The 14,527-nt window shown below is 73.0% G+C and carries 20 protein-coding genes; all 20 read left to right on the top strand.

Annotated elements, in window-relative coordinates; genetic code table 11:
• Window positions 1–219 precede the first annotated feature (219 nt).
• The 20 genes from ACWCQM_RS40420 (at window position 220) to ACWCQM_RS40325 (ending at window position 14,079) form a co-directional block, all read left to right on the top strand.
• Window positions 220–738 carry a hypothetical protein gene (locus tag ACWCQM_RS40420; RefSeq protein WP_450920049.1) on the top strand — a complete coding sequence of 173 codons (519 nt, stop codon included), beginning with the start codon at window positions 220–222 and terminating at the stop codon, window positions 736–738.
• Window positions 739–751: 13 nt separating this feature from the next.
• On the top strand, window positions 752–1,411 hold the full coding sequence (locus ACWCQM_RS40415; RefSeq protein ID WP_450920048.1) for a hypothetical protein: 660 nt from the start codon (window positions 752–754) through the stop codon (window positions 1,409–1,411).
• Between the two features lie 164 nt (window positions 1,412–1,575).
• The gene (locus ACWCQM_RS40410; protein ID WP_450920047.1) at window positions 1,576–2,181 is read left to right on the top strand and encodes a hypothetical protein; all 606 of its coding nucleotides are present in this window, start codon (window positions 1,576–1,578) and stop codon (window positions 2,179–2,181) included.
• Window positions 2,182–2,366: 185 nt separating this feature from the next.
• A complete protein-coding gene (locus ACWCQM_RS40405) occupies window positions 2,367–2,753 on the top strand; it encodes a RapZ C-terminal domain-containing protein (protein WP_450920046.1) in 387 nt (128 codons plus the stop codon).
• Between the two features lie 311 nt (window positions 2,754–3,064).
• Window positions 3,065–3,640 (top strand): DUF6919 domain-containing protein, encoded by a 576-nt coding sequence (locus ACWCQM_RS40400; RefSeq protein ID WP_450920045.1) that lies wholly within the window; start codon window positions 3,065–3,067, stop codon window positions 3,638–3,640.
• Window positions 3,641–3,766: 126 nt separating this feature from the next.
• Window positions 3,767–3,928, top strand: a complete 162-nt coding sequence (locus ACWCQM_RS40395; RefSeq protein WP_450920044.1) for a hypothetical protein — start codon at window positions 3,767–3,769, stop codon at window positions 3,926–3,928.
• Between the two features lie 108 nt (window positions 3,929–4,036).
• Window positions 4,037–4,408, top strand: coding sequence for a hypothetical protein (locus ACWCQM_RS40390; RefSeq protein ID WP_450920043.1), 372 nt, complete (start codon window positions 4,037–4,039; stop codon window positions 4,406–4,408).
• Between the two features lie 82 nt (window positions 4,409–4,490).
• Entirely contained in the window at window positions 4,491–5,189 is a 699-nt protein-coding gene (locus ACWCQM_RS40385) for a GGDEF domain-containing protein (protein WP_450920042.1), read from the top strand.
• On the top strand, window positions 5,189–6,040 hold the full coding sequence (locus ACWCQM_RS40380) for an AAA family ATPase (RefSeq protein WP_450920041.1): 852 nt from the start codon (window positions 5,189–5,191) through the stop codon (window positions 6,038–6,040). The genes ACWCQM_RS40385 and ACWCQM_RS40380 overlap by 1 nt, the downstream gene beginning before the upstream one ends.
• A gap of 119 nt (window positions 6,041–6,159) precedes the next feature.
• A complete protein-coding gene (locus tag ACWCQM_RS40375; protein ID WP_450920040.1) occupies window positions 6,160–6,633 on the top strand; it encodes a hypothetical protein in 474 nt (157 codons plus the stop codon).
• A gap of 57 nt (window positions 6,634–6,690) precedes the next feature.
• Window positions 6,691–7,428 carry an NUDIX domain-containing protein gene (locus ACWCQM_RS40370; RefSeq protein WP_450920039.1) on the top strand — a complete coding sequence of 246 codons (738 nt, stop codon included), beginning with the start codon at window positions 6,691–6,693 and terminating at the stop codon, window positions 7,426–7,428.
• Window positions 7,429–7,484: 56 nt separating this feature from the next.
• Entirely contained in the window at window positions 7,485–7,877 is a 393-nt protein-coding gene (locus ACWCQM_RS40365) for a RapZ C-terminal domain-containing protein (RefSeq protein WP_450920038.1), read from the top strand.
• A 125-nt stretch (window positions 7,878–8,002) separates the two neighbouring features.
• Window positions 8,003–8,599 (top strand): hypothetical protein, encoded by a 597-nt coding sequence (locus ACWCQM_RS40360; RefSeq protein WP_450920037.1) that lies wholly within the window; start codon window positions 8,003–8,005, stop codon window positions 8,597–8,599.
• Complete coding sequence (locus tag ACWCQM_RS40355) at window positions 8,596–9,318, top strand: hypothetical protein (RefSeq protein ID WP_450920036.1); 723 nt, start codon at window positions 8,596–8,598, stop codon at window positions 9,316–9,318. The genes ACWCQM_RS40360 and ACWCQM_RS40355 overlap by 4 nt, the downstream gene beginning before the upstream one ends.
• An 8-nt stretch (window positions 9,319–9,326) precedes the next feature.
• Window positions 9,327–9,815, top strand: coding sequence for a hypothetical protein (locus ACWCQM_RS40350; RefSeq protein ID WP_450920035.1), 489 nt, complete (start codon window positions 9,327–9,329; stop codon window positions 9,813–9,815).
• The gene (locus tag ACWCQM_RS40345; RefSeq protein ID WP_450920034.1) at window positions 9,812–10,480 is read left to right on the top strand and encodes a hypothetical protein; all 669 of its coding nucleotides are present in this window, start codon (window positions 9,812–9,814) and stop codon (window positions 10,478–10,480) included. The genes ACWCQM_RS40350 and ACWCQM_RS40345 overlap by 4 nt, the downstream gene beginning before the upstream one ends.
• Before the next feature lie 430 nt (window positions 10,481–10,910).
• Complete coding sequence (locus ACWCQM_RS40340) at window positions 10,911–11,336, top strand: hypothetical protein (protein WP_450920033.1); 426 nt, start codon at window positions 10,911–10,913, stop codon at window positions 11,334–11,336.
• Window positions 11,337–11,419: 83 nt separating this feature from the next.
• The gene (locus ACWCQM_RS40335) at window positions 11,420–11,854 is read left to right on the top strand and encodes a DUF2742 domain-containing protein (protein ID WP_450920050.1); all 435 of its coding nucleotides are present in this window, start codon (window positions 11,420–11,422) and stop codon (window positions 11,852–11,854) included.
• Between the two features lie 295 nt (window positions 11,855–12,149).
• Complete coding sequence (locus tag ACWCQM_RS40330) at window positions 12,150–13,037, top strand: hypothetical protein (protein ID WP_450920032.1); 888 nt, start codon at window positions 12,150–12,152, stop codon at window positions 13,035–13,037.
• Between the two features lie 79 nt (window positions 13,038–13,116).
• Window positions 13,117–14,079, top strand: coding sequence for a hypothetical protein (locus tag ACWCQM_RS40325; RefSeq protein WP_450920031.1), 963 nt, complete (start codon window positions 13,117–13,119; stop codon window positions 14,077–14,079).
• Window positions 14,080–14,527 lie beyond the last annotated feature (448 nt).

Raw genomic sequence — 14,527 nt, 5'->3', positions numbered from 1 at the left:
CCCGTAGGCCTGGCCCTTGGCCGCCGGGCATCCGTGCAGGTCAGAGCCTGGCCGGGCCGTTGGCCACCCGGCCCCGTTCCTGGGACGCGTCCCAGGACCGCCGGGCCGGTGTCCCGGGGGTGGCCACCCCCCTGACCTGCGAGGACGCCCTGCGTCCCAGGTCGTGGCCACCCCCCCAAACCCTCATAAAACGATCTTCCCCAAGGAGCTTTCCCGATCATGAACCACCCCGCCCGTACCGACCCGGAGACCGTCTACACGATCACCCAGGCCCCGCAGGGCCCCGCGCCCGTCGCGCCGTACGTTCCGGCCCGCCCCGTCCCGGTGGAGGCCCCGCTTCCGGGGGTCGAGCTGGTCACGCTCCCCGGCGGCGCCCGGCAGTGGGCTTACGTCCGCCACGAGACGGCGCCGGTCCCCGTCCGGGGCGGCTCCCAGCCGATCCCGGCCTGGGCCAAGACGGCGGCCCTGCTGATGTGGTCCGCAGCCGGAAGCGCCGCGCTCGCCGCGTACGGCCTGTCGCTGGCCGGCCCCTGGCTGGAGGCCCTGGCCTACGTGCTCATGGCCTTCGCCGTGGCGGTCACCGTCGTCGCTTTCGTCGTCCGCGGCCTCTTCTCCGGCCTCCGCCGTCGCGGGGGCGGCGGAAGCACCACCGCCGAGGCCACCGCAACCGCGACCGGCCGCACCGTCCTCGGAGGCAAGGTCACCGCCACCGCAACCGCCATCGCCCAGAGCAAGTAAGGAGTCCATCCGTATGGCCACCCCCTCACTGACCATCCGCGGGCCGCTCAGCCTCAACGGAGCCCCCATCCGCTGCCCCGGCCGGGAGAACGCCCCGGCCCCGCGCCGCCTGAATCTGCTGGTATCCGGTACGACCGTCATGGCGTCCTGCGGGGAAAAGCACCGGGGAAAGGACGGGGGCGGCGGAAGGGCGAAATGCTTCTTCGCGGTCGAGGTGATGACCCCGGCGATGGTGAAGTCCATCGTCGAGAACTTCGAGCCCAACCGGCGCTTCCGGGTGAACCTGCCCGGCGGCAAGATCCTGGACGGCAGGCGCGGACCGGCGGTCAAGGCCGCGCCCGCGGGGAGCGGCACCGCCTCCTCCGCGTTCGCCGCGAAGAAGGCCGCGGCTCGGGGCGGCAAGCAGCCCGTGGCCCGGCGCGGCGGCGGGGGCCTGGCCGCCGCCCTCAACACCGTCACGGCGGTGGCCGGCACCGCCACGGCGGCCGTCAACGCGGTCGGCGCCGCCGCCAACGCGGTGGGTGCGACCGCCAACGCCGCAGGCAAGGGCTTCGACATGGGACGCGAGGGCCTGAAGACCGGACAGGCCGCCATCAAGGCCGTCGACGCCGCCGGAGCCCGCAGCTTCGCCCGCGAGAACCGCAAGTCGGACAGCGGCGGCGACGCCGAGTAGCTCCGTGGGGCCCTGCCGGGGCCCTGCGGGCGGCACCCCCGAAGTTCCCCCCGACGGAGTGCCACCCCTTGCCAATCCGGTCTAGAGCTAGTATTGTTCTAGTTGCTGGAAGGGGGTGGCACCCCGCCCGGCACCACCACTCGAAACCCGACCCGGAGGCATCCGTGCGTATCCGACGCATCCTGAAGAACCGCCAGTGCAAGCACTGCAACACCTTCAACAACCCGTTCCGTCTGACCTGCATGACCTGCGAGATGCCGATGGGCGGCGTCTCCCGCCACCAGGCCCGCACCGCCGCCATCGTGCGCCGGGCGGCCGGCCTGGTCGCGGCCGTCGGCCGGGGGGTGCTTCTGATCCTCGCGCTCGTCGCCTTCGTCCGGCGGGGCATCGCGGTGGACCTGTACGACCTGATGCCCGCTCTGGCCGCCTACGGCGCCGCGCAGTTCTTCGCGTTCCTCCTGGAGGACGTCGCCGAACGGGTCGCACCCGGCCCCACCTGGAAGGAAGCCGCCGAGGATCTGCACGAGGTCGAGGAGAAACTGGCGAACAGCCCGAGCCGGGTCTTTGCTGTGGACGAGCTCAACCGCCACGGCGGCGTCGCCCCGGTCACCGGCATCCTGCGCGCCTTCGCGGCCTACGCCATGAGCATGAAGGAGGCGTGCGCGGACGCAGGCGACGACCAGGAAGCCGACGCCCAGGAGCGGCTGGAGCAGGCCCTGAAGGCGGCCGCGCGCGAGTTGGACGCGGACATGGAACGCGCCTGGTACTGACGGCTGCCCGCGGTCCCGGCGCGCACCTGTGGTGCCGGGACCAAGGGGAGCCGGGCAGTCCCGCCCGCTTCCGACCCGCGCGACCCGGGCGTCACGGTCCACCCCTGAACGCCCGTCCCGGGGCGGCGGTGGCACCGCCGCCCCGGCCCCGCTCGAAACCACGACTGCACCACGAGAGGTACCCCGTGACCATCCGCATCGTCTCCTTCGGCTACGGCCACGCCGAACCCCCCGTCGCCGAGGCCACCTACGACCTCCGGCGCCTGTTCAGGAACCCGTTCCATGACCCCGCACTGAAGGACCTCACCGGCCTGGACGCGGCCGTGTTCGAGCACGTCCTGGCGACGCCCGGCGTCGAATCCCTCGCCCAGGTTGTCACCTTCCTCGCGATCGGCCTCCACGACACCGCGCGCGGCGGGGATATCACCATCGCCTACGGCTGCGTCGGCGGCCGGCACCGCTCGGTCGGACTTGCCCGCCGCACGCAGGAGCTCATCCAGCTCACCCACCGCGAGACGGTCATCGAGCACCGCGACATCGACAAGCCGTTGCTGCCCCCGTCCGCCCACTGACTAGCCGCGCAACCCACCACCCGAGGAAGGGCACAACATGCTCCAGGCGAGGTTTCGTCCGCGACGAGGTGCAGCCCGGCAAGCTCACCCAGGGCCGATGGGCGGTCAAGGTGGACGCCCTCCTGATCGGCGACGTCCTGTGCCACACGGGCGAACTGCACCCGACCGGCAACCGCCGGTAGCAGCACCACAGCCACCCGCCGCGCCGTCCCCGCTCCCGCGCGCCGGGACCGCACGGCGGGCGGGGACACCTCCCAGCCATCATCCGAGAGAGCTTCGTGCCTATCTGGCACCGGCCCGGAAGGACCGCCATGTCCCGCTCGACCGCACGAATCTGGTCCACCGCCCGCACGCTGTCCGACCTCGGCAACCTGACCGCCCAGTGGCTGGAGGGTGACCTGGCGACGCTGGCCGGCGGCGCCTACCGGGGTGGCCCGGACGAGGAGACCGGCCCCCTGATTCCCGTGCTCGCCGCCATGAACCGGGCCGGGCACGTCACCTTCGAGTCCCAGCCCGGATGTGACGGCGCCGCCTTCGACGGCCGCCGGTGGCGGCAGCGCGCCGCCGTCATGTGCCTGACCGACACTGAAGGCCTCCAGCGGCTGACCCACACCGCTCACGACAGCGGTCTGCTGCTCGCCGTCCACCGGGCCTTTGGGCATGGCCCGGTCTGCTACATCCTCGTCACGACCTGGGGCGGCGAAGCACACACCTGCTTCGGCGGCCGGGTGCCCAAGGCGTACGTCCGGCTGGAGTACCGCGGATGCCACCGCGAGGCCGTACGGGCCGCCATCGACGCCCACCAGGTCACCCTCGTCGATCCGGTGTGGGGCCGGGACACCGTCCTGTGGCCCGCCCTGACCGAGGCACTCACCCTCACCCGCTGACCCGCCCAAACCGCGAGGCACAGACACCTCTTGCGAATCCGGTTCAATAGTGGTAATATTCTTGTTGCTGGAAGGGGGTGGCACCCCGACCGGCACCACCACTCGAAACCCGATACCGGAGGCACCGTGTCCCAGTCCGAGACCGTCAAGCAGCTCCAGGCCCAGGCCGCCGCCGACTACAAGAAGCACAACAGCCCGGAGACGGCGGCGGCCTTCCGCCTCGCACGCGGCCAGGTGCAGACCAACGGCAACGCGGCCGCCGGTACGCCGCGCGGCCCGCGCCCCTGAATCCGCTTCCCGGCGCAGCTGACTGCGCCCGTGCTGCCGGGCCCTGACCGGTCCGGACAGCACGGGCGGAGCTGGACCGCCCGGACCACGAGACAGAACGGAGACACCTTGTCCAGTCACACCCTGACCCCACTCGGCGGAGCCCCCGCCGGCCGCACTGTCCGCGTCGGATGGGATGCCCCGCTCGCCAGTTACTTCGCCAGCGCCTGGGACGAGCTCGCCGACGAGGGCGCCGAGACCGGCCACCTGGTCTTCGCGGGCGCGGCACCGTACGACATCAGCGACCCTGCCATCGTGCTGGAGCTCGTGGCCCCATACGCCGTGATCCCCGAGGGCCTGCGTGAGCAGCTGCTGGCCGACCGCGACAGCGAGGGCGACCGCTTCCGTGGCCGCCCCGCCACCGAACTGCTCGGCACTGCCGCTCTCCCGTACGCCCGCAGCCCCCGTCAGGCCGACGCGATCCGCGCCGCTCTGCGCTGACTTCGCCCACCGGGGCGGCGGATGGCACCGCCACGCCCCGTGCCCCTCGAAACCCGAACCGACTGGAAGGGACCCCTCCACCATGCAGCCCGCCATACGCACCGGCGCCCTGCTCAATCGTGCCCGCGCCGACCTCGGCCGCCCCGACGCCAGCCCCCAGCAGTTGCGGACCGCCCTCGCCGAGGTCGTGCCCGCCGTCGAGAAGCTGCTGGCCCAGGTGGCCGACCTCCAGGACCAGCTCGCCCAGGCCCGCACGTGCCCGGTCACCGGACTGCCCACCCGGTCCGCATGGACCAGGCAGGCCCAGGACGTTCTGGAGGCGGGCCCCGCGGCGGTCCTCCTCGCGGACCTCGATGCGTTCAAGCCAGTCAATGACCGCTTCGGTCACGCGGCGGGCGACGCCGTCCTCGCTGCCGTCGGTGCCCGACTGGCGGAGTGGGCCGCCGCCGAGGGGGCCGTGGCCGGACGGCTGGGCGGCGACGAGTTCACCGTGGCCCTCCCCGACGGCCCCGGCCTGTCCGCCCGCATCACCCGGCTGCACGCCCTGCTGACCGCCCCCATCGCCTACCGCGACCTGACCCTCACCGTCGGCGCCTCCATCGGCACCGCCCGCACCGTCGGCCTCGCCGACGCCACCGTATCCGCCGCGCTCAAGCAGGCCGATGCCGCGATGTATCAGGTCAAGGGCCGGGGCCGCCGCGGCCGCCGTCTCGCGGGGATCGTGCCGCTGCGCACCCCCGCCCTGCTCGCCCGTGTCCTTCCCTTCCGAAAGGCATCCTGATGACCCAGCACCGCCTCCTTCCCGAGGAAGCGCTCAACCTCCCCAGCGCCCTGATCCTGCTGCTCGGGGCGAGCGGTTCCGGCAAGACCCGCACCAGCAAGATGTTCGAGCAGCACATGGTCCTTCGTGCCGACGACCTGCGGGCCATGTGTGCGGATGACCCCGGCAGTCAGCAGGTCAACGGGCCGGTGTGGCAGGCCCTGCACGCGATGCTGGACGCCCGCCTGGGCCTGGGTCTGCGAACCGCCGTGGACGCGACGAACGCCAACGCGGGTGACCGGCAGGAGCTCATTCGCGCCGGCCGCAGCCACGGGGCCCCCGTCGTCGCCCTGCTGATGGGCACCGCCCCCTCGGTCGCGCTGGCCCGCAACGCCGTACGCGCCGCGAACCGCTGTGTCCCGGCGGACATCGTCGCCACCCAGCACGCGCAGATCGTCGCGGCCCATCCGCACCTGGCCAAGGAGGGTTTCGACCACATTGTCTTCGCCGAGGAGCTGCCCGTCCTGGGCACCGCCCTGGAGCGGCTGGCCCGCGAAGAGCGCGCCGCCGAGCCGATCGCGGACGTCCGCCGCATCTTCGGGGACGCGGCCGCGGATCTCTTCGACTGGGACACCTCCAGTCGCGATATGCAGTACCGCACCGGCGCCTTCGGCGCCGGGGGCGAGTCCCTGCGCGTGCGCTGGATGGACGACGGCGACCCCTACGACCTCCGGTTCGAGGCGCTCGTCTCCTGCCCCACCGACTGGTGCGCGGGCCCGGCCTGGACGCCCGTGCGGTCGGTCGCCGAACTCGCCGCCGCCCACCAGAACAACCCGCTCGACGACACCCAGTGCGTCCGCTGCGACGCCTGACCAACAGAGCGCACCCCCTTCCCGAAGCTGTGAACAATGGTATTGTTCTAATTGTTGGAAAGGGGTGGCACCCCGACCGGCGTCACGACTCGAAACCCGCTCCGCGGAAGGGGACCACCATGCTCGGCATCCTCACCACCGTCATCGCCGTACTCGGCACCCTGGCCGGCGTCATCGTCTCCGGCTGGTACCAGCGCCGATCCGCGGAGCGCGCCGAGCGCGTCGCCCGCAGCGAAGCGCTGCGCCGCGACCGCCTGGCGGCCGTCACCGATCTGGCCGCCGCCATCTCCGACCACCGCACCGCGATGTGGGTACGGGGCGACGCCAAGATCAAGGGCGCCGCCCCCGACCGCCTGGCCGACCTGCGTTCGCGCTCCCACCAAACGCGGTCCGCCATCACCCGGCCGCTGGTTGCCCTGCGGGTCCTCATCACCGCCCCGGACGTCCGCCAGGCCGCCGACGCCATGGTCACCGCCACCCACGCCCTGCGCGGGGCGGACACCGACACCGATGTCCTCACCCGCGTCCGCCAGGAGGCACTGGCCAGCCACGATCACTTCGTGAACGTCGCCGCCGCCTACCTCGGCAACTGACCACCCGTGATCCCGGGGCCGCCGCCATCGAGGCGGCCCCACCCAGAGAGGAACTTCATGACCCGGACCATCCCCGCCGACCGACGTTGCTGGTCGGTGAGCTGGCCGCAGTACACCCCGGCGGACATTACGCCGCCCGAGCTGCTGCCCGCGGCTCTGGCCCACCACGTGCCCGACTGGGCCGAGGCCGCCGCGACCCCGGCCGACGTGCACGACTGGCCCCTGCGCCAGGCTGACGCGCTCGCGCCGTTCCTGCTGGACGCGAGGGGCTGGCCCCTTCACCCGCAGGGCCGCACCGGCCGCACCGGCCGGAATTTGGGCAAGTGGGGCGAGAACGCGGCCGCCGACCCGATCGTGGTCGCGGGCCACGGCGACGACCGCCGGGTGCTGCTGATCACCCGTGACGACATCGGCGTCGAAGCGATCCCGGGCGGGATGTGCGATCCGGGCGAGACGGCCCCGACCACGCTGGCCCGCGAGCTGCGTGAGGAGACCGGTGTCGATCTGAGCGACCACCAGCCCGTCATCCTCGGCCGCGACCTGGTCGACGACTGGCGGAACTCCGACCACGCGTGGGTCGCCTCCACCAGCGCCCTGTTCGTCCTGCCCGCCACGGTGCGCGCCGTCGCCGCCGACGACGCGGTGGACGCCGGATGGTGGCCCTTCGGCTCCCTCGCCGACCTCGACGCCGCGATTAGCGCGGCCGGACGTGTCCTCTACAGCGCCCACCGGCCGCTTCTCCAGCGCGCCCTCGACCACCTCGACCGGCCGCAACAGGCCGCCCGGACCCGCTGATCCGCCCGCCCTGCCGGGAGCTCCCGGCAGGCCCCACCACTGAGGAGCATCACCACATGGTCCGCGTCACCATCAACACCTTCGGCCACGACCACGGCACCCCCGAGGAGCCGAGCGACATCACGCTGGACATCCGCCGGCACGTGATGGCCACCCACCAGATCCCGGACGGGGAACAGCGCACCGGCCTGGACCCCGACATCGCTCACACGGTCCTGTCGGCCGCGGGCGTCGCCCGGCTCGTCGACAACACCGCGCTGCTCGCCATCGGCCTCCTGGAGGACGTCGCCGACGCCCGCGCCCGCCTGGTGAAGATCGCCGTGGGCGACGCCCGGGGAGTTCACTGGTCGGTGGGCATCGCTGAGGAGATCGCCCGGGCGCTGCGCCAGAACGACGTCGAGACCGAAGTCGTCCACCGCGAGATCCAGGTCCCCAGCACCGGGGCGTGACCCCTGCGGGCCGTCCTCGTCTGATCCGGCCCGGAATGTCTGAGCAGCACGACACAGTAGGGGTCCGGGGCCGCGGTAATCGGCCCCGGACCCCCGTCCGTACAACCTAGGAGAGAAAGCCGCCGATGAGCGACACCACCGCTCTGGATGCCGCGAAGATCGACATCCGCCGATGGACCCGAGAGGAACGGAGCGCCTGCGCCCCGTACGGCACCCGGGTCATCTACACCCCCAGCGTCCTCGCCGAAGCCGCCGAGTTGCTCGGCAAGCTCTACACGGCAGGCCAGGAGCACCACATCGACCGCGAGGACTGGGCCGCCGTCACGAGCCTGCCCCTGGGTGTCCTGGAGGCCCTGGCCGCCCGCTACTGCTCGCGCGTCGAGCTGACCGGCACCGAGCGGCACGCCGCGCGGGACACCCTGGTCAGCGAACTCGGCGCCAGGGGGCTGACGGTCCAGCCCGGCCAGCGGGTCGCCGTCGAACCGCTGCCCGACGGGCCGCGCTTCGGCCACCGGGGCCATGCCCCCGTCTCCCTAGCGCTCACCAGCGACGGCTGGGACATCCGAGTCGATGAGACCGCCGGCGCGGACGGACCGCGCCCGATCGCCGCCCCCGCCACCGCGGACGGCGCCCGCGAGGTCGCCGAACTCGTCCACAAGATCCTCTCCGGCGAGGCCCCCAACCCCTTCGCCGCCCCGGCCGCGAAGGAGGCCAGCGCATGACCGGCGCACCCGAAACGACCCGCGTCCTGCTGCCCGATGACGAGGACTGGCTGTCCCTGTTCATGGGCATGGAGGAGCCGCTGCTCATGCAGCTCGCCCTGAATGCCCGCGCCGTCCAGGAGGGCGACGAGGAGGTGTGGGAGCTTCCGCCGGACCTGGACGGAATCGGCGCCCATCAGGCGTGGGGCCGCCTGTTCGGCGCGCTGCCCGAACCCCTGCGGCACACCGGAACGAACATCGGGCGCTACGAACCGAACCGGGAGCGGCCCGCCGGCCGTTACGCCCTCTACGCCCCCGACGGCCGATGGGAGCACACCCCGCTCTACCCGGCCGACGTCGACCCGCGCGACGTCGCCGCCGTGGCCGCCGTCCTCACCCACTTCCGTACGGCGCTCGACGGCACGGACCACACGCAGCTCGGGGACTTCCTCCAGCAGATGGCCGACGACTGGGCCGACCCCGGCCGCGAGGGAGACGACCGGCAGATGGTCGAGGACTTCCTCCGCGGCCTGTCCGTCTGGCAACTGCCGCACCAGCCCGACGTCGACGTGCTGCTCGAAGCCGTCGCCGTGGCCGGCCCCGGCGACGAGACGCCCGAGCGGATCGTCCTCACCGCGCCGCAGGAGGACGCCTACCAGACCTTCATGCGGCGGGTCTCGGCGGCCGTCGCCGGAAACAGCCCGTACGACTACGCCCTGCACCGCTACGCCAACAGCTGAGAAGGACCATGCGACACAACGTCACCCCCAGCCCGGCATCGCTCTCCGAGGAAGAGATGACCGAGGCCCTCGAAGCCGCCGCCAAGCTCAGCCGAAGCGAGCTGCGGCGGGCCGCCACGCACCTGCTCACCTTCACCGGCCTGCCCGGCCGGGCCGAATTCGCCCGCTACACCGCCCTCGTGTGGGAGGAGGACCCGGAGATCGGCCGCGTCCTGACCGCGGAAGTCGACTGGACCGCCCTGCGCGACGACGAGTCGATGATCCTGAACGGGTCCACCGACAAGCTGCTGCATCTGGCCCTCAGTTACGCCAAGGGTCGTCCCGTCCACCTGGACGCCTACCTCAACACCTTCGGCACCGCGACTGCGAAGCGCGTCCTGGAGGCCCACATGATCGGCATGGGGCTGGAGGGCTTCTACACCCTGGAGGACGGCCCCAAGCTCGAAGAGCTGAAGGCGCTCCACGCCGACCTCGGCATTCCGGCGGGGCAGGAGTGACCGGCCTGTCCGCGCTCGCCGCGCACCTGAGCTACACCGTCCCCGAGCACCGCGACGGCTGCACGGTGACCGGCTGGGAGGTCGACTACCGGATGGACACCGCCGTCCGCGAGAGCTCCTACAGCGGCCACTCCTGCCCGATCGGCACCGAGGACAAGACCGCGTGCGGCCACGGCGACGAGTACGAGGCGCTCACGGTCCGGATCTACTGCCCGAAGTGCGGCGCCGCGACCAAGCTGGACGCCAAACTCCCCGGACGGCCCATGGTCTACGACACCACCCGGCTCGGCATGGGGGTCAAGCCCCGCCGTATTGGCCAGGTCTGGATCTACCAGGGCCCCCCGCCCTGGCTCGGCATCCTGTGCGACCCGCCCGGCGATCCCCAGTGGTACCTCGTCGCACGCCGCAACGCCGCGCGCCTCACCCCGGAGGACATCGTCGGCGCCATCGAGCCCGCGACCGGGCCTCGGGGCGGAGCGGCGTACACCGTCAGCTACGACCTCGCCGAGCTGTCCCCATCGGCCCCGGGGGAGTGGCCTACCCCGGTGTTCGCGCGTCACGGCAGGCTCGACAGTCTGTTCTTCCCGACCGTGACCGCAGCCGCCCGCTGGCTCGACGAGAACGCCGCCACACCCCTCCCGGCCGGAAGCGGAAGGGCTACATAGCCCCGCTGAAGCGCACAGCTGTACGACCGGCACAGCGGCCTGCACCAGTGCGACGGTGCGGGCCGCCGTGCCGTACGCGCGGACGTTCCGCGACCTCGACGGAACCGGCCGTACTGTCGGGAGTGGCGGCGCGGAGCGTCTCAGCAGACACGCGGCGCCCTCCCGGTCGCTCAGCGGGAGCTTGTCGGGCAGGACTGAGCGCCAGCACGTCAAAGGCCCCGGCCGTCTGCGCTGGGGCCTTTTGCTTGCTCCGGTGTCGGCCCGCCAAGGGCAGGCGGGAGCTACTTCACGGGTGCCGGCGGCGGAGAAAGCACCTGGTCAGATGCCCTTTTGGGCTTCCGAATCCGGTTAAGAAGTGGTAATGTTCTTGTTGCTGGAAGGGGGTGGCACCCCGACCGGCACCACCACTCGAAACCCCTTGGAGGACCCCTTGACCCACGCTCGTCGAGCCCGTACCGCCATCGCAGCGATGCTCGACCACCCGGAAGCAACCCGCGGGCCCGTCCCGTCCGTGAAGGCCGCCCGCGCGGCCCTGCGCCCCCTGGGCGCCCTCTCCCGTGAGGCCCGCGACCGCGAGGGCGCAACCACCGCGCAGGAGCTGGTGGCCATCGCCGTCCGCGACGCGCTTGCTGACGCGTTCCACCTCGGGCGCACCTACGCGCTCAGCCCCCAGGACCTGGAGCAGCTCCACAATGTCCGCCTCTCAGGGCGCCCCTTTCCCGCCGGGACCACCGACCGCACCGTGGCGCTCGCCTGCTACGTCGGCAACTTGCGGCGTCTCGCCGACGCGTACGGGCTGAGCGAGAGCCACCTGATCTACGGCGCGGAGGAGGTCTACAAGCACGAGATCGCGTAAGCGCCCGGCCGGGGCGGCGGATGGCACCGCCGCCCCGGCCTCCCACTCGAAACCCAGACGCGGAGGAGAAGCCCGTGAACACCATGACCGCCGACGCCCCGCAGCTGTGGGCCGAGTACCAGGTCACCGCGCTCGCCGAAGGCGCGCGGGGCTGGATCGTCCCGCTGTACGGATCGCCCGCCTGGAGCCAGCTCCCGCCCGGCGATCCTCGCCGGTACGCCGCCGTCATCGAGGCCGCCGAGCAGTGGCGGCGCCAGGTTGCCGAGGAGGAGCGCCTGGACCAGCTGGCCGACGACGACCCCGCCGCCTGGTACGCGGAGGTGACCGCCGGGGCGAACGACGAAGCCCGACGTCTGGCCGGCCGCCTCGCCCGGATGCGCACCCTCGCCGAACTGGATGCCGCCCGAGCTCACCGCCCGCCCCGTCAGCTACGGGCCACCCCCGGCTGGCCCCCGGTCGCCATTCCCGGCAAGCCCGGCCGGTACCTGCACCCCGCCCCGTGCGCGATGGCTGCGTGAACGAGTGCACGGCCGCCGGGTGGCCGCGTCGTACGGCCGCCCGGAGCGGTCTACGGTCCGGCTGGCCCCGGGTGCGGCCCGTCGCGGCCGACGTCGAAAAGCGGCTGGCAAGGAAGAGGGGTCGACCGGCCCGGCGGGACGTGCGGGCCGGTCTCGGCTACGGGGAAAATCCCTGGTCAGTCCCCCTTTTCCGCTAGGCGATCCGGTCCAAGACTGGTAATATTGAGCTTGTTGGAAGGGGGTGGCACTCCGGACAACGAGAACCACTCGAAACCCACACCGGAGGACGCAGGACATGACCGACATCAAGACGCGATACCGCTACGGCAAGCCGGACGGCAAGGGGCGCACCCCCGTCTACGTCGACGGTGCAGCCGACCCGGCCGGACACGTACGGAAGATGGGTCGGGGTTCTTCCCCCTGGTGGGCGGAGGGCGCGGGGGACGGTACGGCCGGAACCAGTCACACCCGCAAGTACGAGGCCGCTGAACGGCTGGTGCGCATGATCGACGCCCGCGCCTCGACGGCCGCTGAGATCGAGCGCCGCCGCGCCCGCCGCACGCAGGCCCCGGCCGGATGGCGGTTCGCCAGCTGGACCGAGATCGAGCGCGAGGGATACCGCCAGGTCCGCCCCGTGCACCGCGCCCCGTACCTCTACGGGGGCGAGGGGGAGCGTTACCCCGACACCTTCGCCGCCCAGCCCGTCGCCCTGACCCGGGTTACGACCCTGCACAACGGCTGTGTCGTGGTGTCCGGCACCGAGCCCGGCGACTGGCCCCCGTACGTCCTGCTGATGGACCCCGCACACGTTGCGCTCGGGGCCCTGGTGCGCGAGCAGGAGCCGCGCTACGTCGCCCCGGGCGAGTGCATGGGGTGCGAGCAGGGCGGGCCGCTGTACCAGGCCGGAACACGGCTCGGCTGCGCCACCTGCACAGCGGCCGACCTCGGTGTCTCCCCGGCAGACCTGCCCGCCGCCGTCGACGACGACGGCGCCGTGTGGTGGTCGGTGGGCGACACCGTGCGGCGCAAGGGCGAACTCCCCGACGAGGACGCCGAGCCCGAGACCGGCCGCGTGACCGAGATTGAGACCTTCATCGCGGAGCGGTCCCGCCGGATCGCCGTCGACTTCGGTGACCGCTGGCCCGTCCGCTGGCAGCCGGCCGGACTCGCCCCCGTCTCGTAGCACCACCGCACCGGCCGGGGCGGCGCATGGCCGCCCCGCCCCGGCCCCTCGAAACCCGACACCGACCCGAAAGAGGACCATGAACACGCGCGTGCCACCCCCCTCCGTCGCGAGCATCACCGCCCTGCTGGCCGCCTCCGGACATCACCCCGTCGCCCCCGGCCGCGACGGATTCACCCTCCGGCCGACCGCCGACGCCGCCGCCCTGGTCCTCACCTACTGGTGCGAACCCCGCGACGCCCACGAGCACCTGACGGGCGGGCACATCCACCGCAGGCGCAGGATGCTCCTGGAGTGCGCGAGCCTGATCCGCGACGCCGGACACCAGGCTGCGCGAACCCCCACCGTCCAGAACCCGGGCCGGGCGGCCGTGGAGTCCGCCGTCATCTTCCCGGCCCCGGAGCCCGAGCCCGAGCCCGCCGACCCCGCGCGCTGCTCCTGCACCCCGGCCGAGGTCTGCACACGCGCCGAGCTCCGCGCTGTCGCGGCCGCCGGCCTGGACAGGGCCACGGCGGCCGCCCGCAACGCGCTCCTTGACGCACTGCACGAGAGCGCCATCGAACCGGTCGACCACGCTGCGGGCGGCCCGGAAGGCGCCGCGGCCCTGCTCGACCACTCCCGCGGCATCCTCGCGACGCTGCCGCCCGCACCCGACGAGTCCGCCGTACGGGCCGACCTCGAATGCCGGGGATGCGACTCCGCCGCGTGCCTCGCTTCCAACCAGCTTGCCCGCGCCGCCCTGGACCGAGCCGCCGCCCTGGCCGCCATCGGCACCGCCACGCTGGCCGCCGCGCGGACCATCCTGGACCGGGCCCACCTCGCGCTCACCCCCGGCGACCGGTGGAACAGCGCACGGAAGACCGCCGCCGACCATCTGTCCCGGGTCCACTTCACCGCCGCGGCAGCCCTCGCAGTCCCCGCCGACGAGGTACACGGCCGCTACCGGGGAGCGCGCCGCCGCCGCGGGGGCCCTGCTGTCAACCTCCGGAAGGGGCGCACCCGGTACTGGTTCGTCCGATGGGGCAGAGCCGTCTGGCACTGAGTTACACGGAGGGGCGGAAGCGACCAGCTTCCGCCCCTCCGCGCTGTCCGGGCCGGGCAGGGCGCCGACAGGCCGACCAGGCGCGGCGAACCGCGCACGCAGCGGCGAGTCCTCCACGCGAGCGACAACCACGCACCGTCAGCCCGGAGCCAGACGCGCAGCGCCGTGCGACGGCACCCGTCCTTCGGCCGGGTTGCGAGGGGCGCTCTCGCGCCGCCCCCTCGCGCTCCCCAGGCGCCGGGGGTGGGGGCCGGCGGGGCGGCCGCGGGTTGTCGGGTGGGCATCGCACCTTCGGTGCGATCCGGCCGTGCGCCGCAGTCGTCGGGCCCTGGGGGCCCTCCTTATTGCGGCCCGCGCTGCGCGCGGGCTGCGTCGCTTCGCTCCTTGCGCGAAGCCCCGGGGGGCTCCTCCGGACGCCCGCCCCCCGGGGCCCGGGGGGCGGGCTGAA

The organism is Streptomyces sp. NPDC002125 (genome assembly GCF_053593715.1).
The sequence above is the reverse complement of the archived record's forward strand: the minus strand, read 5'-3'. Positions and strand labels throughout refer to the sequence as shown.

Bases quoted from the DNA above. Each gene is read 5' to 3' on its own strand.
- ACWCQM_RS40365 (WP_450920038.1), top strand. From the start codon at position 7,485: ATGGTCCGCGTCACCATCAACACCTTCGGCCACGACCACGGCACCCCC.
- ACWCQM_RS40330 (WP_450920032.1), top strand. From the start codon at position 12,150: ATGACCGACATCAAGACGCGATACCGCTACGGCAAGCCGGACGGCAAG.
- ACWCQM_RS40350 (WP_450920035.1), top strand. From the start codon at position 9,327: ATGCGACACAACGTCACCCCCAGCCCGGCATCGCTCTCCGAGGAAGAG.
- ACWCQM_RS40420 (WP_450920049.1), top strand. From the start codon at position 220: ATGAACCACCCCGCCCGTACCGACCCGGAGACCGTCTACACGATCACC.
- ACWCQM_RS40415 (WP_450920048.1), top strand. From the start codon at position 752: ATGGCCACCCCCTCACTGACCATCCGCGGGCCGCTCAGCCTCAACGGA.
- ACWCQM_RS40355 (WP_450920036.1), top strand. From the start codon at position 8,596: ATGACCGGCGCACCCGAAACGACCCGCGTCCTGCTGCCCGATGACGAG.
- ACWCQM_RS40360 (WP_450920037.1), top strand. From the start codon at position 8,003: ATGAGCGACACCACCGCTCTGGATGCCGCGAAGATCGACATCCGCCGA.
- ACWCQM_RS40335 (WP_450920050.1), top strand. From the start codon at position 11,420: ATGACCGCCGACGCCCCGCAGCTGTGGGCCGAGTACCAGGTCACCGCG.
- ACWCQM_RS40325 (WP_450920031.1), top strand. From the start codon at position 13,117: ATGAACACGCGCGTGCCACCCCCCTCCGTCGCGAGCATCACCGCCCTG.
- ACWCQM_RS40385 (WP_450920042.1), top strand. From the start codon at position 4,491: ATGCAGCCCGCCATACGCACCGGCGCCCTGCTCAATCGTGCCCGCGCC.
- ACWCQM_RS40370 (WP_450920039.1), top strand. From the start codon at position 6,691: ATGACCCGGACCATCCCCGCCGACCGACGTTGCTGGTCGGTGAGCTGG.
- ACWCQM_RS40375 (WP_450920040.1), top strand. From the start codon at position 6,160: ATGCTCGGCATCCTCACCACCGTCATCGCCGTACTCGGCACCCTGGCC.
- ACWCQM_RS40400 (WP_450920045.1), top strand. From the start codon at position 3,065: ATGTCCCGCTCGACCGCACGAATCTGGTCCACCGCCCGCACGCTGTCC.
- ACWCQM_RS40380 (WP_450920041.1), top strand. From the start codon at position 5,189: ATGACCCAGCACCGCCTCCTTCCCGAGGAAGCGCTCAACCTCCCCAGC.